The organism is Streptacidiphilus sp. PB12-B1b, assembly GCF_014084125.1.
Lineage (GTDB): Bacteria > Actinomycetota > Actinomycetes > Streptomycetales > Streptomycetaceae > Streptacidiphilus.
Genome location: NZ_CP048405.1, coordinates 5652611 through 5675845 on the forward strand (window position 1 = coordinate 5652611; position 23235 = coordinate 5675845).

Consider the following 23235-nt stretch of genomic DNA (forward strand, 5'->3'; position numbering starts at 1 on the left):
GGCGGTCACCTCGCGGCGGTGGTGGCGAGCATCGGGGGGTCGGTCAAGGTGGTGCCGGCCAGGACGGCGTAGCGGTCCAGCGGACCGTCACTGTGCGGGGCGCAGCCCAGTGCCCGTAGTGCCTGGTGCACCGAGGTGCGGGTGCTCGCGGTCGCGGCGAGGGTGCTGGTGATCACCTCGACGCTGTCCTCGTCGGGTACCGGGGAGGTGCCGGCGGTGGTCTCGTCCCTGAGCGGCATGCTGCCGTCGGGCAGGCCCTCCACGTCCAGTGCGGCGGAGGTGACCGGTCCGACGAAGCCGCCCCGGTCGGGTTCGGGGATCTCGATCAGCACGCCGGTCAGGCAGTCCGGGACCAGGCCGGCATCGGTCAGGGCCTGTTCGGGGCGGGCCAGTGGAGCGCCCCACAGGGCGCGCGGCATGCCCTCGGACACCTCGGTCACGGTCCAGTCGGCGGCCTGCCAGTCGTAGGGCCGGCCCCGGTAGCTGATGCTGACCCGCTGCACGCTGGTGACGCCGGTCAGCCGCATCGGCCTGATGCTGACGGCGGCCCGGTCGCTGCCGGCGATCACCTTGCCGTTCACGGTGATCTTCGAGGCGGGCAGTCCCGAGCTGACGGTGATGGCGCAGCCGTCGATGGGCACCAGGTGCGGTGCCCCGGCCGGCTCGGCGTTGCGGGCGTCGGAGGAGCCGGTGGTGGCGTCGGGCAGGGCGATGCGGTCCGGTGCCGTGCGGGTGGGCGGCAGCTGGATGCGGAAGTCCTCCCAGGGCACGGGCGGGGCGCCCTTGCGGTCGGCTCCGAAGCCGAGGGTGAAGGAGACGAACCAGACCTTGATCCGGGCCCGGCCGCCCATGGGCGGCAGCCACAGCTGGAGGTCCACGCCGACCTCGATCGAGACCTTGACGCGGACGAACGCGACCTTGACGCTGGCCGAGACGCCGATGCTCATGCCCCAGGAGATGTCGGCGTAGAAGGGCTTCCACTGCACCAGGGCGTCGAAGTGCGAGGAGAACCAGGCTCGCACGCTGATCCCGCTGTGCTTGGCCTCGTAGACCGCGGCCATCCCCGCGCCGATCATGAACGCGCCGTCGGTGAGCGCAGCGTAGACCTGGCCCTTGATGACGATCGGCCCGCGTTCCCACAGCAGCCCGAGCCGGGCCGGGTTGGGGTAGTGGACCGGGGCGCGGAACTGCGGGTGGTAGCCGCCCGCGGTCAGGGCGAAGCCCTTGGGGATGCCGGGCTGCGCCTTGCCCCACACGTACAGGGAGACGCCGCCGGTCAGCGCGAGTGCCTTGTCCAGTAGGTAGGAGCCCTTGGCGATGACCGAGTCCATGGACAGCCGGCCCAGGGCGGAGTCGTAGGCGAAGACGAAGTCGACGGTGACCCGGCCCAGCGGTTCCAGGGCCGTGGGTGGCAGGTCCAACGTGGTCGAGCCGGCGAGCATGGCCTTCCAGCCCGCGCCGCCCGCCTCGATCAGGACCAGGGCGCGGGCGTTGATGAACTGGTAGACGGTGAACTGGGCGCCGCCGGCCCCCCAGTACTGTCCCTGGGCCGGGGTGACCCAGCCGCCTGGTCCCGACAGCTCGTTCAGTGCCTCGCCCGGTGTCAGCGGCTCCTTCCCGCTCCCCCCGCCGGGGTTCAGCTCCAGGCGTTTGACCAGGGGAAAGCGGCCGATGTCGGCGGCGGTGGGGATCCGTACCGTGCTGTTGATGCCGAAGCCCAGCGCGACGCCGGTGAACAGGACCGGGCCGATGCTGAACAGCCCCTGGAACATGCCCTGTTTGAGGCTGGTCAGCTCGGCGTAGGCGAACAGCGAGGTCCAGCCCGCGCGGTTGGCCGCCCAGCTGCCGGCCACCTGGAAGGCCCAGAGCTTCTCGATCTCGATACGGCCCAGGCCGGCCAGGGACAGGCCGTAGGCGGGCCCCAGGTCGAGGTTGCTGAGGGCTCCGGCGATGGTGATGGCCGGTGGCGGGGCCTTGCGCTGCCATCCCAAGGCAGCGCCCTCCAGGATCGGGCGGGCGTCGAAGTCCTTGTCGATGCCGAAGCCCAGGCCCAGCAGTTGCAGCGTCAACGGCCCGAGCGCCAGCGAGGCGTCGACGGCCAGGTAGACCGTGCCGTAGCCGAGACCGAGGCGGGCGTGTTCGAAGCGCACCGCGCCCAGGGCGAGGCCCAGCAGCGAGGTCTCGGACGAGGCCCCGGGCGGGCCGCCCAGCACCCCGGGCACGCCCAGTACGCCGGGCAGGTCGTCGCGGTCGGGGTAGACCAGGGTCACCTCGAGCAGTTCACCGGCCTTGAGCTCACCCCAGACCTGGATCCCCCTGGGCAGGTCCACCGGCAGGAACGCGGGCAGCGGCACCGAGCCGGGCGGATCCAGCGTGCCCAGGTAGGCGTTGAGGCGCAGGATCTCGTCGCGGTTCCAGTGCTGGTCGGCGTAGGAGGCGTGGATGCCCGACATGACCAGGTCGAACTCGCGCTGCACGGTTTCGCTACTGGCCGGCAGGTCCGACCCGCGTAGCTCCACGGCGCCCCGCACCGCCATCAGCTTGCGCCGGTTGGGGTTGTCGGCCGGATGGGTGGCGAACAGCCACGCCGCGGACTGCACTGCGCCGACGCCGGTGGTTCCGGTGACGACCAGGAACCAGTCGGTGAAGTCCAGGTGCACGTCGACCGAGTACAGCCGGGCCAGCAGGACCTCGGGGATTCCCTCGGCGAGGCCGGACAGTCCGAGGAAGGAGGCCAGGTCCGCGGCGGAGACGCCGTCCTCGTCGCTCCAGGACGCGGTCAGGGCGAACGGCCACTGGCCGGGCGGAAGGCTGGGCTTGGGGACGGAGAAGTCCACCGTCAGAGCGGGCAGCGGCGGGAAGTCCAGGGTAAACGACAGGTTCGGCAGCCGCGGGTGGACGGTGAAGTCGCTGAGGTCGACGTCGAAGCCCAGGTGGGGCAGGCCGATCTGGAAGCCGCCGCCGAGGTCGAGTGAGGCGTCGAACTCCAGGCGCAGCACCCAGTCGGCGGAGGGCGCCGGCCAGTCGGTCTCGCCGGCGGTGGGCCAGGTCAGGGCGAATCCGCTGAGTACCAGCGGCCGCAGGTCCACCGGCGGGATTTCCAGCCAGCTCAGGTCCGGTGGCGTCCCGGTCGGCGGCCACGGGATACTCCAGCCCCGGTCGAGCTGCGGGAACTTCCAGTCGAGGTCCAGCGAGAACCCCGGCAGGGCCCAGTCGCTGCTGCCCTGGCCGCTGCTGCCGCCGCCGGAGCCGCTCAGCCAGGTCGGCCACCAGGATCCCGGGTCCAACGACCCGATCCAGGAGTTCAGGCCTTCGACCGCGGGCCAGGGGATCCGGACGCCGTCCAGGAACGCCAGGCTGATGCCCTCCAGGGCGAAGTCCGGCAGGTCGGGCAGCAGGTCTCCGATGAACGGCAGGTCCGGCAGCAGGGCTTTCAGGCCGCTGATGCCGAGCAGCGCGATCCTGCCCCAGTCCGGGCCGGACGCCAGCGCCCCCAGCACGATCCGCAGCCAGTCGGACACCGCGGTGAGTTCGAGGTCTCCGCGCCGCAGGTCGAACCGCAGCCCGAGCCTGGGAAGCGTGGGGTAGAAGACGTCCGGCAGGCTCGGCAGGCCGATGTCCAGCCAGGCCAGCAGGTCCGGCAGCCGCACGCCGGCACCGTCGAACCAGCCGGTCAGCACGCCCGGGCCGGGCAGTCCCGGGAACCCGGGCAGGTCCACCGGAACATCGGGGACTGTGAAGGTGATCGGGAGCCCGCCGATGTCCAGGGACAGGCTCGGCAGCCGCAGCACCGAGCCCCACTCCCCCAGGTGCGGCAGACAGAAGTCGAAGCCCGCACCGGGAAGGTCCAGGCGCAGCCAGCCGAGGTCCAGGGACAGGTCGAAGGACACCCGCAGCGCCCAGTCGCCCCCACCGCCGCCACCGCCGCCACCGGTGCTGGTCCATGACAGTCCCAGCTTCGGCCAGTGCAGTTCGCCGAAGGCCAGGGGCAGCGTGAGGCCGGGGAAGGACGGAGCCCAGGAGAACTCGTCGGGCGGGCCCGGCTGCGTCACCCACACCCCCTGCTGCTCCAGCAGGGCCCAGGCCACGCCCAGCCACAGACCCGGTGTCAGCGCGCGGTCAGGCAGCTGCGGCCACCACTGCCCGGCCTCCGGCGCCGCGTCGGCCACGGCCGCGTTCAGCGCCCGGGCCTCCGCCTCGCCTACCCCGGCGGTGCCAACCGACAGCACTTCGACTCCGCGCACCCCGGCGTCACCGGCCGCCGACAGCACCTCCCCGATGTGGGGCAGGTCCGACAGCAGGCCGTGTGCGCCGGTCAGGCCGGCCAGCGCGACCAGGCCGCGGCCAGCGGACGCGGGGGCCAGCACCAGCCGGAGCCGGCCGGTCTGCGCCAGCAGCACCACCGAGCCGGTGCCGAAGTCGTAGTGCACTACCAGCTCGGTCAGTTCCCCGAGGAACGCCTGCGGCAGCCCCGACAGGTCCGCCCCCAGCCGCCCGCCCAGGTCCACGACGCCCACGTCCATCGGGATCCGGGCGGCGAGCCCGGCCACGCTCCGGCCGTCGGCACTGGCCCGGAACCTCAGCTCCAGGGCGACCGGGCCCGCCGGCGTCTCCACCGTCCCGCTGATCGTCAACCGAGAGCTGTCCGGCGTGCATCCGGCCAGGACGAGCTCACCCGCCGGCAGGCCCAGGACCGTGCAAAGCTCGGAGACATCCCAGTCCTCGGTGGTCAGCACGAACTGACCGTCCTGCTCCGGAAACCGGGCGAGTAACTGTTCGACGGACAAGGGCATGGCAGGTCGTCCTTCCTGGACTCCAGCGGAACACCGGGACACCTGGTCTCCCCCGCCGCAGGACACTTTGGGGATTGCAGGCCGCATATGCCATACAGCACAGTCCCCAGCCAAGCACGGGCCCAACCCTGACGCCCGGCAGCCACGCTGCAAGCGTTGAACGCACACCTGCACCCCGGCGCACGGCAAACCCGCCCGGCGCGTGTGCCCCGCGTGTGCGCTCCACGCGCAGAGCGCAGGCCGAGTGCGTACCGGTCAGTCCCCCGTGGTCCGGGCGCTGACCTGTGGCGGCTGCTACGGTGCCCGCACCCGGCTCGTCGTGCCGAGCCCACGCCGACGCGTCGGCACCCGCCGGCACCCCGGCCGGGCCGGGCGGGCGCGCACCCGCCGAACTGCTTCGGCCCTGAACGCACGCGAACGGCCGCCGTTCCACCGCATCCGAAGGACGTGCACGGATCCATCCCGGTCCCTTCAGGACGTGTAGCGAAGACCGCACATGGCAAAAGGCGTGCAACAAAATTCGCGCGCCCCACTGCCACTCCATGCGCCCCCACGAAAACAGCTGCACGCCCCCGCCCGGCTCGGCCCTGCCCTTGCCGATTACCTCATCCATGCAGGTGGGATGGCCCTTCGATGTCGAGTGCAGGGGTGCTCAAGTAGGCGCCGTCGCACGGTGGCGGCAAGGGCGGCATGATGATCGGTCGTGCTGCTGAAACTGGCGTACCAGGGCATGACGAACACGTTCGCGCTGCTGCGGCTGCTGCCGATGAGCGACCGCGAGAAGGACATCGAGATCCTGGCCCTGCGCCATCAGATCACCGTCCTGGAAAGGCAGCTGAACGGACAACAGGTCCGGTTCCACGCCATCGACCGGGCCTTGCTCGCATCGCTGCTCCAGGGCCTTCCACGGGAAGCACTACGCCGGATGCGGCTGCTGGTGCGACCCGATACCGTACTGCGCTGGCACCGCGACCTGGTCGCCCGCCGACACGCCGCGCGGTCCAGGCCCAAGCGCGGAGGCCGGCCCCGCACCGTGCACTCGATCCGCGCCCTCATCCTGCGCCTAGGAGCGTGGGTCGCTAACTGGAAGTGCGTGGGTGCGGATCTGGTGCCGTTTCGTGCTGCGGATCCGTAGTGCTGCAGCGCAGGCGGCAACGATGATCATGGCGATGCCTGTGCCGGTCAGCACTTGGCGGGCGCCCAGGGCGGTGGTGAGGGGTCCGCCCAGTGCCGCGCCGACGGGTGACGCTGTCAGTAGGACGGACGCGCGCACGGCAAGGACGGTGGTGAGGAGGGCTGCCGGGGTGCGGTCCTGGAACAGATTGAAGGTCAGAGCGCTGTAGGGGCCGTAGATCACACCGGCCAGGGCGAAACCCCCGAGGGAGAACACTGCTGGTGCGTGGAGCGCGAAGGGCAGCAAGGCCAGGCCGTGACCGGCGATGATGCACAGCAGGACCGACCATAGCGGCAGGTTTCGCAGGGTGCCGACGGCCAGGGCGCCGGTGACCGCTCCGATGCCGAATGCGGCCCAGTACAGGCCGAGGGCCCCCGCGCCGGCGTGGAGGTCTTGGGCGACGAACAGGGGCAGGGCAACTTCGACGGGGCCGTAGAACAGGTTGAACAGCCAGGTCACCGCGAGTAGGCCGAGCAGTTCGGGCCGGGCGCGTAGGAGGCGCAGGCCTTCGCCCGGTCGGGTGTCGGGGGCCGGCCCGGCGGGCACCGGAGTATCCGGCTCGCCCAGGCGCACGTTCTGGAGGGCCAGCGCGGCGAAGGACAGGGCGTCCAGGCCGATGATCCAGGCCGGGGAGATTGCCGCCGCGAGGACTCCGGCGAGCGCTGGGCCGACGATCGTGGACACCCAGGCGCTGGTGCTGAGCAGCGCGTTGGCCGCCAGGTGCTGCTCGGTGGGGAGGGCCTGGGCGGCCAGGGCGTACTTGGCGCTGCCGCCCCAGGCGTACAGGAGGGATGAGCCAGCGAGCAGCGTGAGGTAGAGGGCGGGGTGGAGTACGCCGAGCGCCCACGCGAGGGGGACGCAGCCGAGGAAGAGAGCGCGCGTCCAGGCGTTCGCCCGGATCAGCCGCTGCGCGGGAAGGGGGCGCAGCCATCGGCCCAGCAGCAGTGCGCCGACGGTGCCCGGCAGGATGTAGGCGGCGACTGCAGCTCCGATCAGCGGGCCGTGCGCGCCGGGCGGGGAGATCTGTACCGCCAGCCATGCCACCGCGACCATGCTCATCCCGTCGCCGAGGTCGGATATCGCCAGTGCGGGTAGCAGGCGCCGGAACGGGCGGTGGGCGAAGAGCGGTCGGTACCCTTGGGGCAGCCGACGGGGCGGGCGTGTTGAGATCATGTGGCCAGGCAAGCGGTTCAAGCGCGCTTGAAGTCAAACGACGGGTGGTGCGGTGCGATACGTGGGCATCGGGGAGCTGGCGCGCCAGTCGGGCATGCGGGCCTCGGCCCTGCGCTACTACGAGAGCCTGGGGCTCCTGCCCGCTGCGCGCCGTGAAGGCGGACGCAGACTGTGGCCTGCCGCCACCCTGCGGCGGATCGCGCTGATCCGGATGTCGCAGCGCGCGGGGTTCACCCTGGCTGAGATCCGCCGACTGCTGGACAGTGACACCAGCCAGGGCGCCACCCGCCAGTGGCGGGCTCTGGCCGAGCGCAAGCTCCCCGAACTCGACCGCGTCGTCCAGCAGACTCAGCAGCTGCGCGAAGCGGTCGCGGCCTGCCTTGCCTGCGGCTGCATGAACTTCGCCGACTGCGAACTCCTGGCCGGCGCCCCCGTCACGGATACCTGATCGGCTCCTCCCAGTACCGAGGAGCAGACCGCCCGTTTCCTGCGCTTCACCCACGTCACAGACCCTGTGCCGCTCGAAAAGTCATCGCTGCATCTGGACACCGCTGCCCGTGGCCGTCGGTGGTGACTGGGATCCTGACGTGGTGATCGTTTCGCTGCTGTACCGTGCCGCCCGCACCCTGCTGTCCATACCGGCGGTCCTACTGCGCCGGGACACCGCCAAGGACGCCGAACTGCTCGTGCTGCGACACGAGAACACCGTGCTGCGCCGCCAACTCAAGACACCGGTCCGCTACGAACCCGCGGACCGGTTCTGGTTCTCCGCCCTATCGTCGCTCATCCCCCGCCACCGTTGGGCGAACATCTTCCCCGTCACCCCCGGCACCCTCCTGGCCCGGCACCGTAGACTGATCGCGAAAAAGTGGGACTACTCCACCCGCCGCCGTCCCACCGGTCGCCCACCGACGGCCGCCGCGCTCAAACGCCTGGTGCTGCGCCTGGCGAACGAGAACCCGCAATGGGGCCACCGCCGCATCCAGGGCGAACTCGCCCGCCTGGGGCATCCGATCGCACCGTCCACGGTCTGGGAGATCCTCACCGCCGCCGGCCTCGACCCCGCCCCGCGCCGCACCGGACCCAGCTGGCGAGAGTTCCTCACCGCCCAAGCCGAGGGCACCATCGCCGCCGACTTCTTCCACATCGACACCGTCCTCAGCACCCGCCTGTACGCCATGGCGTTCCTCGAACACGGCACCCGCAGACTGCACATCACCGGCATCACCGCCCACCCCACCGGAGATTGGGCCACCCAGCAGGCACGCAACCTCACCGCAGACCTCGGGAGCCGCATGGACTCCCTACGGTTCGTCCTACGCGACCGCGACACCAAGTACACCGAGTCCTTCGACGCCGTCTTCCACGCCGAGGACGTGGACATCCTCCTCAGCGCCCCACGCGCACCCCGCATGAACGCCCACTGCGAACGGGTCATCAGAACCATCCGACGCGAAGCCCTCGACCACATCCCGATCGTCAACCAAGCCCACGCCCGCCGAGTCCTCGCCGCATACCAAGACCACTACAACCGGCACCGGCCACACCAAGCCCGAGCACAGCGCCCGCCCGACACCGCCGCACACCCCACCACCATCGACGGCCTCAACGGCCGCAGACTCCTACGCACCCGCCGCCTCAGCGGCACCATCAACGAGTACCGATACGTGGCATGACCTGCAGCGATGACTTTTCGAGCGGTACAAGTCCCCGATATTGTCCGCGTAGGCCGTCGCACCCTTGGACTTGGTGTTGTACTCCCAACTGGAGCCGTACGTGCCGTCGCCGTAGACCTCATTGCCGAGCTCCCAATACCGGACGCCGTATCCCTTGGTGACGTTCGCGTAGGTGACCCATGCGGCGGCCTGCGCTGCGGTGCCGGAGCCGTAGTTCACGGTGATGATCGGGCTCGCTCCGACCTTGTGCGCGATGCCCATGAAGTCGTCGAAGTCGTCGCTCGGATTCGCGTAGCTCTGGCCGGGGACCACGGTGTTCGTCTGCCAGTTGTAGACGTCCGACACAGATCCGCCCGGGTAGCGGAGCGCGTCTGCTCCGGCGCTCTGAAGCGCCGAGGCGGCCGCGCTGTCGTTCAGGTGGCCGTCGAAGACCGCCGTGTTGACGCCGTTCGCGGTACTCGGAACCGTGCCGAGGCTGCTGCCGGCGTTGACTTCGAGCGCGATGGTGTTGCTCGCCTTCGCGCCTTGGGCGAGGAGGAATCCGCCTGCGGCCAACGCCAGGACGGCGGGTCCGGTGGTGGCGACGACAAAGCGGCGCCGGGATCTGCGGTGCATGGGAGCTGAGCCTTCCGTCCGAAATGGGGCCCATGGGGCCGCGCAGCGCGACAGGAAGGGACACGGGAGTGGTCGCGCTGCGCATTCTCACTGTCGGTCGGGGCGGCGAAAAGGTTGCCGGTTGCTTCCCGGTCGTTCAGTAGGCGCCGTCGACCGAGTGCGCGCTGCTGGACGTCGCGGTACGGGCGGAGACGTAATATGTGTCGTCCGCCGCGTTCCAGCTGGTGCTCGCGTGGTTGAACTGAACGGCGAACACCACGGTGCCCGGGGAGACCTCATCCCCGGGGGTGAGCTGGAACTCGTAGGTGATCGAGCCGTCCGAGCCCCTGCTCGTGGTCTCGGTGAATTGGCCGGTCGCGCCCGAATCCCACGCACCCGTTCCGGCCAGACCGGTGCAGTCCGAGACCTTCACTGTGACGTCCAGCGCGGTGAGCGGCTGCCTGACGGCCACGTTCAGATCCAGTTGCGCCCAGCCGGAATTGCTGCCGGCGTCGATCGAGGCGGCGGCGCCGACGAGGGCGGAGGACGCGGTATCCGTCGCCTGCGCGGACGGTGTGAGGGAGGCACTGGCGCCGGTCGAGGTGGCGGGGTGGGTGGAGCCGCCGACGGCTGCGGGCGGCGGGCTCTGGGCGCCGGTGGCTGTGGGCGAGGCGCTTGGCGTGCCGGTGCCGGTGCCGGTGCCGGACGGCCGTACCGCGGAGCCGCCGGGGGACGAGCTCGGCGCGGTGGCTGTCACCGACTGGTGGTTGTCGTGGTGGTAGGTGACGGCGATCGTGGCGGTTGCGCCTACGGCGACTGCGGCGGCGGTGCCGATCGTTGCCATGGCCACGCCCGCCGGGAGTCCTGCCAGGCCGAGGCGTCCTCGGACGCAGTGGTCGGGGCGGTGAGCTTCTTCTTGCTCGCTCTGTGATTCCTTGCTTTCGGTGACGCCGTCGCTGGGGGTGTCAGAGTGTCGGATAGCTCGGGAAGCTGCAGCTCGGGTACGAGCCGGCACCGGAGGTCAGGTTGTTGATGCCCACACCGCTGCCCGAGGCGGAGAGGTTCGAGTCGTACTGCGTGACGTCGGCGTACTCGCTGGTCGACGAGGCTGCGTCCAGTTTCACGTAGGACAGGTAGAGGCCGAGCGGGTCGCTCGAGCTGTAGCCGGTCAGGTCGCTCTTGGCGCCGGAGAGCGAGTTCTGCGCCACGACGCCCTCGAGCGTGATCGACGTGAAGTCCGGGATGTGCGACCCCGAGGCAGAAGCGTAGCGGGTGTCGAAGACCAGCGGTGCCTTCATGTGCTGCAGGCAGTCGTCGAGGTACTCAACGTCGCGTACGGGGCCGCCGGCAGCCGAGTCGGACTTGATGCGCAGGCCGTTGTCCGAGCCGGAGACGTTGCCGTAGCTGTCCTGTCCGTCCACGGTGTCGTTCGCGACCAGCACGTTGGACACGCCGTAGGTGGTTTCGCTGCCGATGGAGATGCCGTGGGTGCCGTAGAAGTGCGAGTCGGCGACGGTGACGTTGGCGGTGGCGGAGTCGTTCGTCTTGATCGCGATGCCGTCGTCGCCGTCCTCGATGTAGGAGTCGTAGACGGTCGCGTCGGTGGCCGAGTCGATGTCGATGCCGTCGGTGTTGCGAGCGGTGGCAGGGGTTTTGATGTCCACGCCCCACACGGTCAGACCGGTGCCGGACTGGTAGTAGAGGTGGAACATGGCGGCGTTGAGGAGGTTGACGTCGTACGCCGTGAAGTCGTCCGCCTTGTCGGCTTCGATGAGGCGCGGGGCGTTCTGGTCGTCGCCGGCGGTCTGCGCCTGGCTCGCGAGCTTCCACCAGCTGGTCGGGGTGCCGAGCATGGCCAGGTCGCCGCGGCCGTCGATGGAGCCCTGCCCGGCGCTGCCGCGCTCACCCATGACCCCCGCGTGCGCGCCGGAGACGGTGATGAACGCCTTGCAGCCGCCCTCATGCGCGGAGAGCGAACCGCAGCTGACGGAGGTGGACGGGTTCTGGTAGGCCGAGGCGCGACGTGAGGCGTAGAGGGTGACGCCCTCCCCGATCACGAGCGTCTCGTCAGCGTGGACGGTCAGGGGACCGCTGAGGAAGTCCGCGTGTCTGCCCGCGACCAGCAGCACCGCCCTGCCGGTGCCCGCACACGCGTCCAGGGCCGCCTGCAGACGGCCGGTGTCCGGGCTTGTCTCCTCGGCCTTGGCCGTGAAGGTCCGAGCGTTGGCCGACAGCTTCGCCGTCAGGCTCACACAGCTTTCGGGGATCGAGGGCTGACTGACCGTGAGCGCATCACCGGTGGCAGTGGCGGGCAGGGTACTCGCTCCACCGGCGGCGTTCGCGCTCGCGAACAACGCGGTACCCGCACCCAGAGCGGCCAGTGCGCCGAGCACCGTGAAGCCGGTGACCTTGGTTCGGGATCTTTTTCGGGATCTCATGTCCGTACAGTCGGCGTAGGCAGGCGAAAGGTTGCTGCCAAGTTCGGGGAATCTCCTGGACCAGCCCAGGGACCGTGGCAGCGGGTCTGCGCGTCGACGTCCGGTTGGCGAGAGGTGACGACCAGGTCGTAGACGAGGCCCGCATCGGCCAGTTCCTCCAGGCCGTGCGGAACCTCCGATCGGGCCAGCCAGTCCGGGTCCGGCTCGCTCTGGACCTGGTGCCGGACACCGACGGGCTTGCCGCTGCCGGGCAGCTCGCCCAGGGCCGCAAGATGCTCGGCGAAGTCGAGGGCTGCCAGGTCGACCCTGAGGGGCTCAAGAAGTCATCGCTGCAGGTGGGGTACGTGAGGTTCGATACTCTGCGAGGCTGTGTCGATGATCGTGTCGCTGGTGTACCGCGCTGTCCGGGGACTGCTGTCGCTGTCGGAGCTGCTGCTCCAACGGGAGGCGTCGGTGGAGGCCGAGGTGCTGGGCCTGCGGCACGAGAACGCGGTGCTGCGGCGACAGTTGGCGTCGCCCGTGCGCTACGAACCCGCGAACCGGCTCTGGTTCTCCGCCCTGTCCTCGCTGATACCCCGGCCCCACTGGGCCCGCGTCTTCCCCGTCGCCCCGGGCACGCTGCTGGCCTGGCACCGCAAGCTGATCGCCCGCAAGTGGGACTACAGCGCGCGCCGCACCCGCGTCGGCCGTCCGCCCTCGTCCGCGGCCCTGAAGAAGCTGGTCCTGTGCCTGGCCGACGAGAACCCACGCTGGGGCCACCGGCGCATCCAAGGGGAGATGGCGCGGCTGGGGCATCCGATGGCGTCGGGCACCGTGTGGAACATCCTCCACGCGGCCGGCATCAACCCGGCACCAAGACGTCACGGACCGAGCTGGACAGAGTTCCTGACCGCCCAGGCCCAGGTCATCGTCGCAGCAGACTTCTTCCACCTCGACACCGCGCTGGGCCAACGCCTCTACGCCATGGCCTTCCTGGAACACGGCACACGCCGACTCCACCTCACCCCCGTCACCGCGCACCCATCCGGGCAGTGGGCGGTCCAGCAGGCCCGCGAGTTCACCACGGCACTGGCCGATCGCGGCGAACGGATCAGGTTCCTGCTCCGCGACCGGGACACGAAGTACACCACCTCCTTCGACGCCGTCTTCACCGCCGAGAACACAGAAATCCTGCTCACCGCCCCACGCGCACCCAAGATGAACGCCCACTGCGAACGCGTGATCGGCACCATCCGCCGCGAAGCCCTCGACCACATCCTCATCATGAACGCATCCCACGCCACCAAGGTCCTCGCCGAGTTCGCCGACCACTACAACCGGCACAGACCGCACCGATCCCGAGGTCAACTGCCACCCGACGCATCACAGCAGACACCCCCCACCATCGACATCCGCAACCGCCAGCTGCTGCTGCGCACCCGCGTACTCGGAGGAGCGATCAACGGGTACCGCTATGCCGCCTGACCAGCAGCGACGAATAAAGGAGCCCTACAGGGTGTACGACGGCACCCTGCGCACCCCGCGGGCCACGGGTCTGCGCGCAGGCTGCTCCTGCGGCTGGCGCGGCGAGACGGTACACCCCCTGGACTGGGCCGAGATGGGCGAGCAGCCCTGCTTCGCCGACACCCCCGGGCCGACCGAGGACTGGGCCGCGCACACCCGCCAGGTCCAGGCCCGCACCGTCCCGATGCCCGACGACGTGAACGAGTTGCTGCAGCGCCTGCAGGACACGCTCACCAACCTCGCCGCCGACGCACCCGTCGCCGCCCTGCGGGTCGTAGCCGCACTGGAGCGCCTGGCCGAACAGGCGGGCTTGGACGCCGCGTTCAACCTTGAAGCCGACATGTCCTGGCAGACCATGGGTGAAGCCCTCGGCGTCAGCGCGGACGCGGCCCGCAGCCGGGTACGGAAGTACCAGCACCGGGCATGAACCACCCCTGCCACTGCGTTCCTGCCGGCCGCCCGCGTCCTTGCGGTCGGCCTCCCCCCTCACCCATCGTCCACGCTGCCCGTACCCGGGCTACGAGATCGGCGGGCAGCTGGACGGCAGCCCCGGCCCGGGATTGGGGCATCAGCCCGAAGTGCTGGGCCGGCCCGAACCTCAGCTCGCCCCTTCGGCCTGGAGCAGGTCGACCACGGCCGCCGTCGAGGCCAGCTGCAGCAGCGGGGCCGGCGCGGGGTCGTTGGAGACCCAGATACTGATCACGACTGAGCCCTCCCGCACGGTGTCCATGGTGACCGGCGAGGGCTCCCCGCCATTCCAGGCGGAGGACGCCTGGACGCCTACCGAGTCGTCGCCGGCCTTTTGCAGCGGCAGATTGGATATACCGGTGTAGGCGAGGGCGTTGCCGTTGAGTGTGTAGTCCACCTTGGGACATTGCGGCGTGCGGTTGCGCAGGTCGGTGAGGACCCGCTGGGCCTGCGCCGCGGACGCGTAGCCGATCAGCATGGTCTCCAGTTGGATCCCGCCCGAGGAGCCGCCGACCTGATAGCCCCGGTCCGCCTCCGCCAGCGAGTGGTAGGCGTCGGCGGTGCCGTTGAGGGCATTGAGGAAGACGGTGCACGCAGGGCCACCGGTGGAGGCCGCGTACTTCAGGGTGTCCACGCCCAGATGGTCGCTGGCAGGGGCCCGCTGCAGTCCCGGGATCAGCGAACCGGCCGTCAGCAGGACCGATTGGAGCACCCTCTGGCTCACCGGACCCGCCGCCGCGCCTCCACCGCCCGCAATGGGGATGCTCGGGAAATTCTGGGCGCTCTGGGACACGACCGGTACCGCGCTCTGGGTCGCCTTCGTCGTCGCGCCGACGGGGCGCGCGCCCGCCGGGGCCGTGGCCGATGAGTCGGAGCAACCCGCCGCCGAGCTGATGAGTACACAAAGCGCTGCAGCTCGGGCCGCACTCCTGATTGCCTTCATCTGTCCCCCTGATCCCGAAGATCGAATGCCGACCGGATGGTAGCAGCGCCGCCGGCTCCGGCCTCCTTTCGCCGTCCGTTCCTGCAGCCGGGTGAAGGAGGGGCGGCCGTGCTCGTCCAGGGCGACGATCTCCCCGTCCAGGATCGCGTCGCCCGGCTGCGCCGGTGAATCCGTCCTGCCTTGGTCTCGCCAGCCCGGGCAACGCGACGCCCCCTCCGGCTGTACCGACCCCGGGCCGGCCGGGGACGCGCCAGCCTTCGAGTCCGTCATGGCCGCCCTGCGCGTACCCCGGCTCCGAGGACGGCCCCGGACCGGGCCGTCCGTGGTGCTGGCCGATAAGGCCTACTCCTTCCGGCGATCCGCGCCCACCTGCGCCGACGCGGCATCCGTGCCGTGATCCCTACCCGCGCCGGCCAGGCGGGTCACCGTAGGCGCCGCGGCAAGCCGCGGAGGCCGCCCACCGGCCTTCGACCGCGAGACGTACAGCAGCGCAACACCGTGCTGGCAGCGAACTGCTGCCCATGTCGAAAGCGAGTTCGGCGGCCTCCCGGAATCGCCCTTGCCAGTAGGCGAGCTGAGATTGGACCCAGCGGGTGTAGCAGCGCAGAGCGGGATCCTCTGCGAGGTCTGCGCACATCCATGAGACACGGGCGCACTGACCGCAGCCGCCGACGCCCACGAGACACCGGCCAACGACCGCGCACTGGGAAGAGTGGCATCGACGTGCCTGGGCAGTGCCAACCACCAGCCGACCCGACCCGCGCAGGCTCCGTCGGCCCGGCCCAGCCCGGCCCGGGGCCGGGGCCGGGGTCCGGCCGCGGTCGGTCTACTCAAGTGGACTGACGGTGCGCGAGTTGATGCCGACCGCGACGTATGCCTGGGGCGGGAAACCGAAGATGAAGAGCGGCTCGCCGAGTTGGGGGCCGAGCGGCCAGCGCAGGGTGACGTTCTGGTAGGGCTCCATGCAGCCGTGCTGTTCCAGGAGCTTCGTGGCCCCGGCGAGTGTGAGTTCGTAGTCCGGGGCGAGAGTCCGGTCTTCCAGCCAGGGCTGGTCGACGTACTGGAGTTCACCGAGGGTGCCGGCCGTCGCCGGAGCGAAGACGGTTCCGCCGCCTGCGGCGTGGAAGACGAACCTCCAGGTGAGCATGTGCTCGGGGGCCGGGGTGATGGTCGAGGGGGAGAACACGGGTGAGGTTCCGTCGGCCTCCAGGAGCTCGGCTCCAGGGTATCCCGCGAGGACCTTCTTGAATGCCTGTGCCTTCAGTTGCTCAAAGGTGAGCATGTGCGTCTCCTTCGTTGATTCCGCGCAGCCGGACAGGGGGCGGCGCGATGTGGGTTTTCTTTGGAGCGTGGAGCTGCTCCGGCGGATGGGGCCTTCGGCCGGCGCCCGTGCGCCTGTTACTAGTTGTGTGTGTCCTGGTAGGTCCCTACGGAGCCGGCGACGGGGACGATCGCGATGAGCTTCACCGGCGTGGGGGTTCCTGCGTCGTTGAAGAAGCGGCGGAAGACGTACCACTCGGTGGCCATTTGGAGGGGGTCGGGCGGCAGTGCGAGGGAGGGATGGGCCTTGCCGTCGATGTCGACGGTTTCCGACCAGCCGCTGATGGGGGAGGGGCCGCTGCCGTTGGCGTAACCGACGGCGTAGGCCACCTGCGCCTGGGAACTCCACACGCTGTCCGCGGGGGCCTTGTCGGGCCAGGACGCGGAGTCGGGGAGTGTGGGAGCGGCCTGGGGTCTCCTGGGCGGCATGTTCTGGTTCCAGGTGGTGAGGCTGTCGGCCCACTGCTTCGCGGTCTGCGCGGCTCCGCCGTAGCGGTTCTGCAGATCGGTGGTCACGGCCAGGACGTGCTGGTCGTGGTCGTTCTGCGCATCGGACTGGTGTTGCGCCTGGTAGGTGTGGCAGGCGCTGCCCTCGGTGGTGTCCCAGTGCATGTGGGTGGTGATGGCACCGCCGTCGGCGGCGTCGGTGTAGGTCCAGCCCCAGCTCGTCTCCACGTTGGCGGTCCGGCCCGTCCAGACGGTGTGGCTGACGGAGGCTCGGAACACGGTGCTGATCTGGGAGAGTCTGTCGGTCGTGCGTGTCTGCGCCAGGACTGCGATGCGCTCGGCGCACCCTGTGACGCCGCCGCCTCCTTGAACGTGGATGAGCAGGGTTGCGTAGGCTGCGTACCAGGCGTCGGTGTAGGTAGCGAAGTCCCCGTCGTTGCTGTCGTTCGAAGCGACCTCGGCGAGTTTCGCATAGAGCTGGATGATCATCTTCAGGGTGACGGTGTACATCGACTCGGCGAGCACGAGGATCCGCAGTGCGTCGTCGTTGTTGTCCATCATCCCGTTCATCTGGGCGATACCCACATAGAGCGGACTGTTGACGGACGCTGCGAACTGCAGCTGGCTGATGGTCTCCGTCATGAACACGGGGTCGACGCCGAGCATGCCCTGCTCGGCCTGCATGGACTGCAGGGATCCCGCATACTGGTTGATGTAGCTGGCTACATTGGCGAAGAGCTGGTCCTCCAGGTAGGTCGTGATGCTCCGCACTGCCGCATCGAAGGGGTTGTCCTGGTTGGTCGGGATGAGCAGGTCCAGCAGGCTGATCGCGGCTGCGGCGACGGGGCCCCAGGGCGGAGGGAGGGCGAACGCGAGGTTCTGAGCGACGGACAGAGCGGCCGTCAGTACGGTGTCCGCGGTGTCGCCGAGCTGCGCCCGTGTGGTGAGGGGGGTCGGCGCGGGCAGGTCGGCCAGTCGGAAGATGCCCGACGAGGTGTCCAGGACGATGTGGGACAGGATGAAGTCGGTGACGCCCATGCTGGTCGTGCGCTCGTAGACGACTGTGCCGGGCGGATAGGAGCCGAACGGCTGAGCGAGGACGCTCAAGGTGTCGTCGACGAGGAGGTCCCCGTCCGGCAGGCGGTAGAGCACGCGCAGTGTCGCCACGAGACGGTCGCGTGCGGCGGTGATCCGGTCCTGCTCTGCTTTCGGGAGGGTGAGTCGGAGCTGTTGGTCCGCCGCCAGGACCGGATCGTCCTCGTCGACGGCCGCTACGGGAGGCACCGGGGGCGGCAGACCGATGCTGCCCTCCCCGCCGGCAGTGGCGAGCAGGGCTGCGACCGTGCCGGCAAGGTAGGCGGTCTGGTCGAAGCCGGGGTTCACTGAACGGACGTGCACCAGGGGCAGAAGCTCGCCGGGTATCGTCGTGGTGTCGGTCATGGCGTTCGGCTTTCTTGGTCCGATGGGGCGCGCTGTGTTGAGGCGGGGGCCTTCCGCGCCCCTGGTCGCGGGGTCGGCATGCCGAGCGAGGGCGTGGACCGGCCCTTCGTGATCCGTACCGTCGTGTCCGGTCCCGGGTGGTGCCGCAGGGGTTGGGGCAGCGGATGGGGCGGTCGGGCCCGGCGTCAGTTCTTGGTGTCCTGGTAGGTCGTCATGGCCGTACCGGTGGAGACGCCCACCAGCCGCATGGGGCTGGTGCCGCCGTCGTCGTCTGCGAACTGCCGGTAGACACGGATGCCGGAGGTCATGTGTGTCGGGTCCGGCGCCAGGGCGAGGGTGGGGTGGGCCCGGCCCTGCAGCAGCGTGTAGTCGGACCAGGCGCTGAGTGCGGAGGGGCCGCCGCTGTTGACGTTCATCGCGGCGTAGCGCACCTGGGTGTAGACCGTCCAGGGGGAGCCGGTCGGGGCGGCTGCGCCCCACCCGGTGTCCTGGACCTGCGGAGGGGCCTGAGGCGCCTGGGGAGGCATGTGGTGTTCCCAGTCCAGGATGGCGTTCTGCCATTCGCGGAGGGTCTTGCGTGCGGGAAGGTAGAGGGTGTCGAGCGCCGTGGTGATCTGGATCACGTAGTCATGGAAGTTCTGGTTGACGGTGGTGGGGTCGCTGCCCGTCACGAAGTGCGTGTAGGTGTCGTCTCCCACGCCGGGGTCCTCGTCCGTGAAGGTCCACCCGGCGACGCTCTGTCCCTGGATGATCCTGGTGGTCTGGAAGGGAGTCTTGATCTCGGACAGGCGCTGGGTGCACCGGCCTTCGATGTAGTCCGCGATCTGTTCGATGCATCCGGGGGCGCCGGCACCGCCTCGGGTGTGGACGAGCAGGTCGACGTAGGTGCCCATCCAGGCGTCCGCCTGCTGGGCGAACCCGGCGTCGTCGCCGGCGTCTTGGGCGATATCCGCCAAGGTGGCCTGGAGTTGGACGATCATTTTCAGGGACAGGACCGCCAGGGACTCGGCCAGCATGCTCACCGGGAACGCGTTGTCGGTCTGGGTGCGCAGGAAGTCCAACTTCGCGATCTGCACGAAGAGCTGCCCGTTCGGGCTGGTGGCTTCCGCTAGGTAGTTGAGCTGCTCGGTGATGTAGGCCGCGCCGGGGTGGGTCAGCAGTTGCAGTTTCGCCTGGAGCTGCTGGAGCCAGGTGGCGTACGTCTGCAGGTACTCCGCTGATTCCTGGACCTGTTCGAGCGTCAGGAAGGTCCGCAGCCCGTCCATGGCCTGCTGGAAGGGGTCCTCTGCGTTGTTCGGCAGGAGCATGTCGATCAGGCTGATCGCCGCTGACCCGATGGCGCCCCACGGGGGCGGCATGATCCAGGCCAGGTTTCCGGCCAGTGACAGTGCGGCATGGAGGCCGTCGCTCCAGTCGACGCTGCCTGTCGACAGCGCCAGGGGGGCCGGTGCGGCCGGAGCGTCCTGGCCGAGGGTCCTAAGCTGCGGATACAGCAGGGCGAGGGTGGCCATGTTGGTCTGCCGCAGGATGACCGACGTGCCGACTGCTATCGCCCCGAAGGGCTCCTGCAGGGTTGCGGACACCGTGCGGGTGACCGATTCGCCGGGTAGCAGCGGCAGGTCGGCACCGGGTGACGACATGGCGGCCGACCGTCCCATTGCAGGGCCGAGGGGGCCGGTCCGGGTGCCGAACGGCAGGCCGGGCCACTCCAGGGGCCGCACACCGTGGAGTTCCCGGAAGCCGCGTGCCCAGGCCCGCAGGTAGGCGTCGGGATGGCGGCCCGGTTCGAGTGCGACGAGTGCGACCACGGGCCGAGGCGACGCGGACGGTGCCGCCAGGTCGGCGCGCGGGGCGGTGCCGGTCTTCATGTGGAAGATCCAGCACAGCGCCAGCAGGAGGACGTCCGCGGCGGCGATGCGGGGAAGGATGTCGCCTTCGTATGCCTTGGTGATCACACTGCGGTATATGACCGAGGTGTTGCCGTTGTTCTGGTTGACCAGGTTCACCAGGTCGGTGACGTAGTCGGCCTTGTCCTGCTCGGTGTCCCAGATGAAGGTGACGTCGTCCGGGCACATCTCCTCGGTGCACCGCATGAACAGCGCCTGGTCGATCGGCGTGAGCGAACCGGGGTACTTGTCGACGTAGTCGGCCAGTGTTGTCCAGTACTTCGCGTCCGGCAGGTCCTGCCACGCCTGGACCAGGGCCTTGAGGGTGTCCGTGGTCTGCGTCGGAACGGTGGGCAGGTCGTCCACGGGCTGCTTCGCGGAGAGGCGCTTGAGGTACTCCACCAGCAGGTAGATCCCGCCCCCCACGGCGGTCAGACCGATGCATAGGCCGATCCAGCGGGCCGTGCCCCATTCCTTGGCCCTTTCCGGCTGCTGCTTCGTCAGTTCGTCGGCGTTTTCCGCCGACTTCTGGAACGCCTCCAGCTGCGACGACGGGGTCTGGTCCGCGACGGCGACCTGCGGTGGCCCGTCGCTACCCGGGGGAGCGATGTTGTTCGCCGGCGTCGTGGTGGCGATGGCTGTCTCGTTCACCTGGTCAGCGACGCTGAGCACGGTCTGAGTCGCTTCTGCGACGAGGGTTTTTTCGTTCTCCTCCACGACTTGGACGGCGTTGTCCTCGATCGTCTCCTGCTCCCGCTCGCGCTCCTCGTCGGTCGCCGGCTCGGGCGAGAGTCCTTCGTGTTCCGGCGGTGTGCTCATGGTGTCGGCCTTCCGGGTCACTCGTCAGCGATAGCGGTTAAGGGCGGCTCGGCGCCCCCCGGAAGGGGCGCCGGCGACCCGCGTCTGGGACTGCTCCTGTGGCCAGGCTCGAGGCAGGCCCGTGCCCGGCCGTACCACGCGCTACTTGATGTCGTTGACCTGGGCGATGATCTGGGCCAGAGCCAGTCGCACGAGGTCACCGGCCACGGCACGCGGCAGCTTCACCACCGTGCCGGGCTGCGAGTCGTCTCCTGCGTACTGGAACGAATTGACCGTGACGTAGATGGAAGCCGCGGTCCCGTTCCAGTAGGCGTCGACCAGCTCGTTGACGAAGGCCACCTTGTCCGCACCGTTGGCCCACGTCCAGACGCCGAGGTTGGGGAACCAGTCGATGACGTAATTCATCATCGCCATCTGGTCGGTGAGGTAGAGGGTCCAGTCCCGCTTCATGCCCACCCAGATGGAGAGCTGGGACCAGAACTCGTCGTCGCTGGTGCTCTTGATGTACGAGTACAGCTCCTCCAGTTTCTGATCGACCGTCGGGTCACCCGTCTCCGGAGGCGCATCGCCCGCTTGGGCGGCGTTGACCGTCTGCACGATCGCGACGATCCAGCTCCCGAAGTTGGAGAGCGCGATGACGCCTGTGAGCAGACCCATGGCGATCGCGCACTTGAGTTCCTTCTTGCTGAACTCCGTTCCCCGGTCGGCGGCGTCAGCATCCTCGATGTGCTTGGTGAGCTTCTTCGCGACGGTGATCAGATCTTTGAGAGCCGCCGTCTCCTTTTTCTGGTTCTGCGAGCTCTCGTCCTTGAAGTCATCGGCCAGCTCGACGAGCCTTTCCATGGTGTCGTGTGTGTCGGTCTTGAGGATTGCCTGCGTGATGAACGCGGACTGCTGATTCAAGGCGATGTTCATCTGGGCCAGGTTCCTGCTCATCTTGTCCAGCCCGTTGACGAGGGATTCGTCGATCTCCCGTCGGTCGGTATCGGTAACCCTTTTCTCCGGGATCTTCGCGTCCCCCCCACGACCAGGATGAGTCACGGTGTTCCTCCGTTTCGGTAGCGGTTCGGAGAGCGGGCCGGTAGCTGAATGGTCAGAGCGGTTCTGGATCACCCGGTAGGCCCGTGTCCTGTTTCAGTGGGCAGCTCCGGTGGAACCGGCGCGCTCTGAGCAGAATTTTCAGGCACCCAGCCGGGATGCCCCGGGGGTCACTCCGCTGATCTCGTCGTGACCGGCTCGGAGGGCGAGCGCCCCTGTTGTGACCGGCCATCGAGCCAGCTGGGGGCGCACGAGATTTCACGTGCGCCCCCTTCGGGGCGGGGCCCCACCTAACGATCCAGGTGGTTGGCATCGTTGATTCGTTCAGTTTGGCTTCGCCGGGTAGGCAGGACCGGGCGTGCCGCGAGAATCTCGCTACGGGCACTAGTCAGAGTCGGATGCGGATGCTAGACCGTAGGGAATCGCCCTCCACTTCAGCATCACAGGGACCGTCTGTCCATGCTCGGTCAATTTCCTGGAGATGTACGGTGCGATCACCCGAACGCGCCTGTGCGGATGGGCGTAATCCCGTCGAATTCTGCGTGCCCGGCGACCTGCTGCCGGGCACGCAACAGGAAGAGCAAAGTCGACAGGGCGTTCCTCCGAGCCGAAACGGCTGCATGAGCGAGTCGTCGAATGCTTCGAAGACGTCTTAAGCAACCGCACGTCAGAGCGAGGACCATCATGGACGTCAGCTCGAAATACCGTCCTGGCAGCAGTGCCAACCCATTCGACCCCTGTTGGATCGCGGAGCAGCTGGCGCCGATGGCCGCCCGCGCCGCCGCCGGCGAACCTTCCAGCCTGTTGTCGGACCAGTTGTTCGAGTCGATCTGGCCGTGGGCGCTGCGCACGGCGGAACGCTGGGCCCGCCTGGTTCCCCCCGGAGCCGACCGTGACGCGGTGAAGAGCGACGTGCTGTGGGAGGTGTTCCAGGCGACCAGGCGCATCGAGTGGCCTCGTTACCAGGTCTGGCCGGCTCTCCTCAAGGCCCGTATGCGTGGCGGCTTCACAGCGGCGGGAAGGACGGACGATCCACTGACACGTGGACAGCGCCGCGCCCGCAACCAGTACCTGAAGTGCACGGAGACGCGCACGCACCTCTTGGGCCGTCAGCTGACCAGCAGTGAGCTGCTTTCCTTGGCCGAGGCCTTGGGAGCACGCGAGTCGGTCATTCCCGTGATGACCGGCCGGAGCATCGTCACCAGTCTGCAGGGCGACGCCGTGTTGCAGGCCTCCCTGGCGGACCCGTCGGACACTCCGGAAACCACCGCCATCCGTTCGGTCACCTGCCAAGGCGTGCGTTCGTGGATAGAACAGGACCTGCCCAGGCCTCTCGCGCACCAGCTGACCACCATGCTTCACGGGCCCTCGGAGAAGATCCGCCTCAATGCCCGGGAACGCGGCCGGCTCAGGGCGTATCTACCCGCACTCCTCAAGCGCGTCGCTGCCTGAGAGAGGGCCGGGAGCCGTCCCAGGCGCCGCCGGGACGTTTCTCGGCCGGGTTCCGCCCGAGAACCTCCGGC

At 69.2% G+C, this 23235-nt stretch carries 16 protein-coding genes and 1 pseudogene; 7 read left to right on the forward strand and 10 right to left on the reverse strand.

Annotated features, from left to right (window positions below):
* Nucleotides 1-5 precede the first annotated feature (5 nt).
* Complete coding sequence (locus tag GXW83_RS24445; protein WP_182445217.1) at nucleotides 6-4793, reverse strand: DUF6603 domain-containing protein; 4788 nt, start codon at nucleotides 4791-4793, stop codon at nucleotides 6-8.
* Nucleotides 4794-5496: 703 nt separating this feature from the next.
* Here GXW83_RS24445 and GXW83_RS24450 point away from each other — a divergent pair.
* Nucleotides 5497-5928 (forward strand): hypothetical protein, encoded by a 432-nt coding sequence (locus tag GXW83_RS24450; protein ID WP_370466762.1) that lies wholly within the window; start codon nucleotides 5497-5499, stop codon nucleotides 5926-5928.
* On the opposite strand, the gene GXW83_RS24455 is transcribed toward GXW83_RS24450, so the two are convergent.
* Complete coding sequence (locus GXW83_RS24455; RefSeq protein ID WP_182445219.1) at nucleotides 5857-7140, reverse strand: MFS transporter; 1284 nt, start codon at nucleotides 7138-7140, stop codon at nucleotides 5857-5859. The genes GXW83_RS24450 and GXW83_RS24455 overlap by 72 nt on opposite strands.
* Nucleotides 7141-7201: 61 nt before the next feature.
* Between GXW83_RS24455 and GXW83_RS24460 the strand changes: the two genes are divergently transcribed.
* Both GXW83_RS24460 and GXW83_RS24465 read left to right on the forward strand, forming a co-directional pair.
* Complete coding sequence (locus GXW83_RS24460; protein WP_225447226.1) at nucleotides 7202-7588, forward strand: MerR family transcriptional regulator; 387 nt, start codon at nucleotides 7202-7204, stop codon at nucleotides 7586-7588.
* Nucleotides 7589-7730: 142 nt separating this feature from the next.
* Nucleotides 7731-8816, forward strand: a complete 1086-nt coding sequence (locus GXW83_RS24465; protein WP_182447532.1) for an integrase core domain-containing protein — start codon at nucleotides 7731-7733, stop codon at nucleotides 8814-8816.
* On the opposite strand, the gene GXW83_RS24470 is transcribed toward GXW83_RS24465, so the two are convergent.
* The 3 genes from GXW83_RS24470 to GXW83_RS24480 form a co-directional block, all read right to left on the reverse strand.
* Entirely contained in the window at nucleotides 8763-9431 is a 669-nt protein-coding gene (locus GXW83_RS24470) for a hypothetical protein (RefSeq protein WP_182445223.1), read from the reverse strand. The two genes, GXW83_RS24465 and GXW83_RS24470, sit on opposite strands and share 54 nt — an antisense overlap.
* Before the next feature lie 136 nt (nucleotides 9432-9567).
* The gene (locus tag GXW83_RS24475; protein ID WP_182445225.1) at nucleotides 9568-10260 is read right to left on the reverse strand and encodes a hypothetical protein; all 693 of its coding nucleotides are present in this window, start codon (nucleotides 10258-10260) and stop codon (nucleotides 9568-9570) included.
* Between the two features lie 115 nt (nucleotides 10261-10375).
* Nucleotides 10376-11662, reverse strand: coding sequence for a glycoside hydrolase family 28 protein (locus GXW83_RS24480; RefSeq protein WP_225447227.1), 1287 nt, complete (start codon nucleotides 11660-11662; stop codon nucleotides 10376-10378).
* A 561-nt stretch (nucleotides 11663-12223) separates the two neighbouring features.
* Here GXW83_RS24480 and GXW83_RS24485 point away from each other — a divergent pair.
* Both GXW83_RS24485 and GXW83_RS24490 read left to right on the forward strand, forming a co-directional pair.
* Nucleotides 12224-13312, forward strand: coding sequence for an integrase core domain-containing protein (locus tag GXW83_RS24485; RefSeq protein ID WP_182447533.1), 1089 nt, complete (start codon nucleotides 12224-12226; stop codon nucleotides 13310-13312).
* 31 nt (nucleotides 13313-13343) lie between these two features.
* On the forward strand, nucleotides 13344-13778 hold the full coding sequence (locus GXW83_RS24490; protein WP_182445228.1) for a hypothetical protein: 435 nt from the start codon (nucleotides 13344-13346) through the stop codon (nucleotides 13776-13778).
* A gap of 171 nt (nucleotides 13779-13949) precedes the next feature.
* On the opposite strand, the gene GXW83_RS24495 is transcribed toward GXW83_RS24490, so the two are convergent.
* Complete coding sequence (locus GXW83_RS24495) at nucleotides 13950-14531, reverse strand: sensor domain-containing protein (RefSeq protein ID WP_182445230.1); 582 nt, start codon at nucleotides 14529-14531, stop codon at nucleotides 13950-13952.
* A 460-nt stretch (nucleotides 14532-14991) separates the two neighbouring features.
* Between GXW83_RS24495 and GXW83_RS34410 the strand changes: the two are divergent.
* Nucleotides 14992-15252, forward strand: a pseudogene (locus GXW83_RS34410) (IS5/IS1182 family transposase); the annotation flags it as partial.
* Nucleotides 15253-15588: 336 nt separating this feature from the next.
* Here the strand turns inward: GXW83_RS34410 and GXW83_RS24500 are convergent.
* The 4 genes from GXW83_RS24500 to GXW83_RS24515 all read right to left on the reverse strand — a co-directional run bounded on the left by GXW83_RS24500 (nucleotide 15589) and on the right by GXW83_RS24515 (nucleotide 21715).
* A complete protein-coding gene (locus GXW83_RS24500) occupies nucleotides 15589-16044 on the reverse strand; it encodes a hypothetical protein (RefSeq protein WP_182445232.1) in 456 nt (151 codons plus the stop codon).
* Between the two features lie 119 nt (nucleotides 16045-16163).
* The gene (locus GXW83_RS24505) at nucleotides 16164-17969 is read right to left on the reverse strand and encodes a hypothetical protein (RefSeq protein WP_182445234.1); all 1806 of its coding nucleotides are present in this window, start codon (nucleotides 17967-17969) and stop codon (nucleotides 16164-16166) included.
* 185 nt (nucleotides 17970-18154) lie between these two features.
* On the reverse strand, nucleotides 18155-20674 hold the full coding sequence (locus tag GXW83_RS24510; RefSeq protein WP_182445236.1) for a hypothetical protein: 2520 nt from the start codon (nucleotides 20672-20674) through the stop codon (nucleotides 18155-18157).
* Nucleotides 20675-20815: 141 nt separating this feature from the next.
* Nucleotides 20816-21715, reverse strand: coding sequence for a hypothetical protein (locus GXW83_RS24515; RefSeq protein WP_182445238.1), 900 nt, complete (start codon nucleotides 21713-21715; stop codon nucleotides 20816-20818).
* Between the two features lie 681 nt (nucleotides 21716-22396).
* On the opposite strand from GXW83_RS24515, the gene GXW83_RS24520 reads away from it, so the two are divergent.
* Nucleotides 22397-23164 (forward strand): hypothetical protein, encoded by a 768-nt coding sequence (locus tag GXW83_RS24520; RefSeq protein WP_182445239.1) that lies wholly within the window; start codon nucleotides 22397-22399, stop codon nucleotides 23162-23164.
* Nucleotides 23165-23235: the final 71 nt, after the last annotated feature.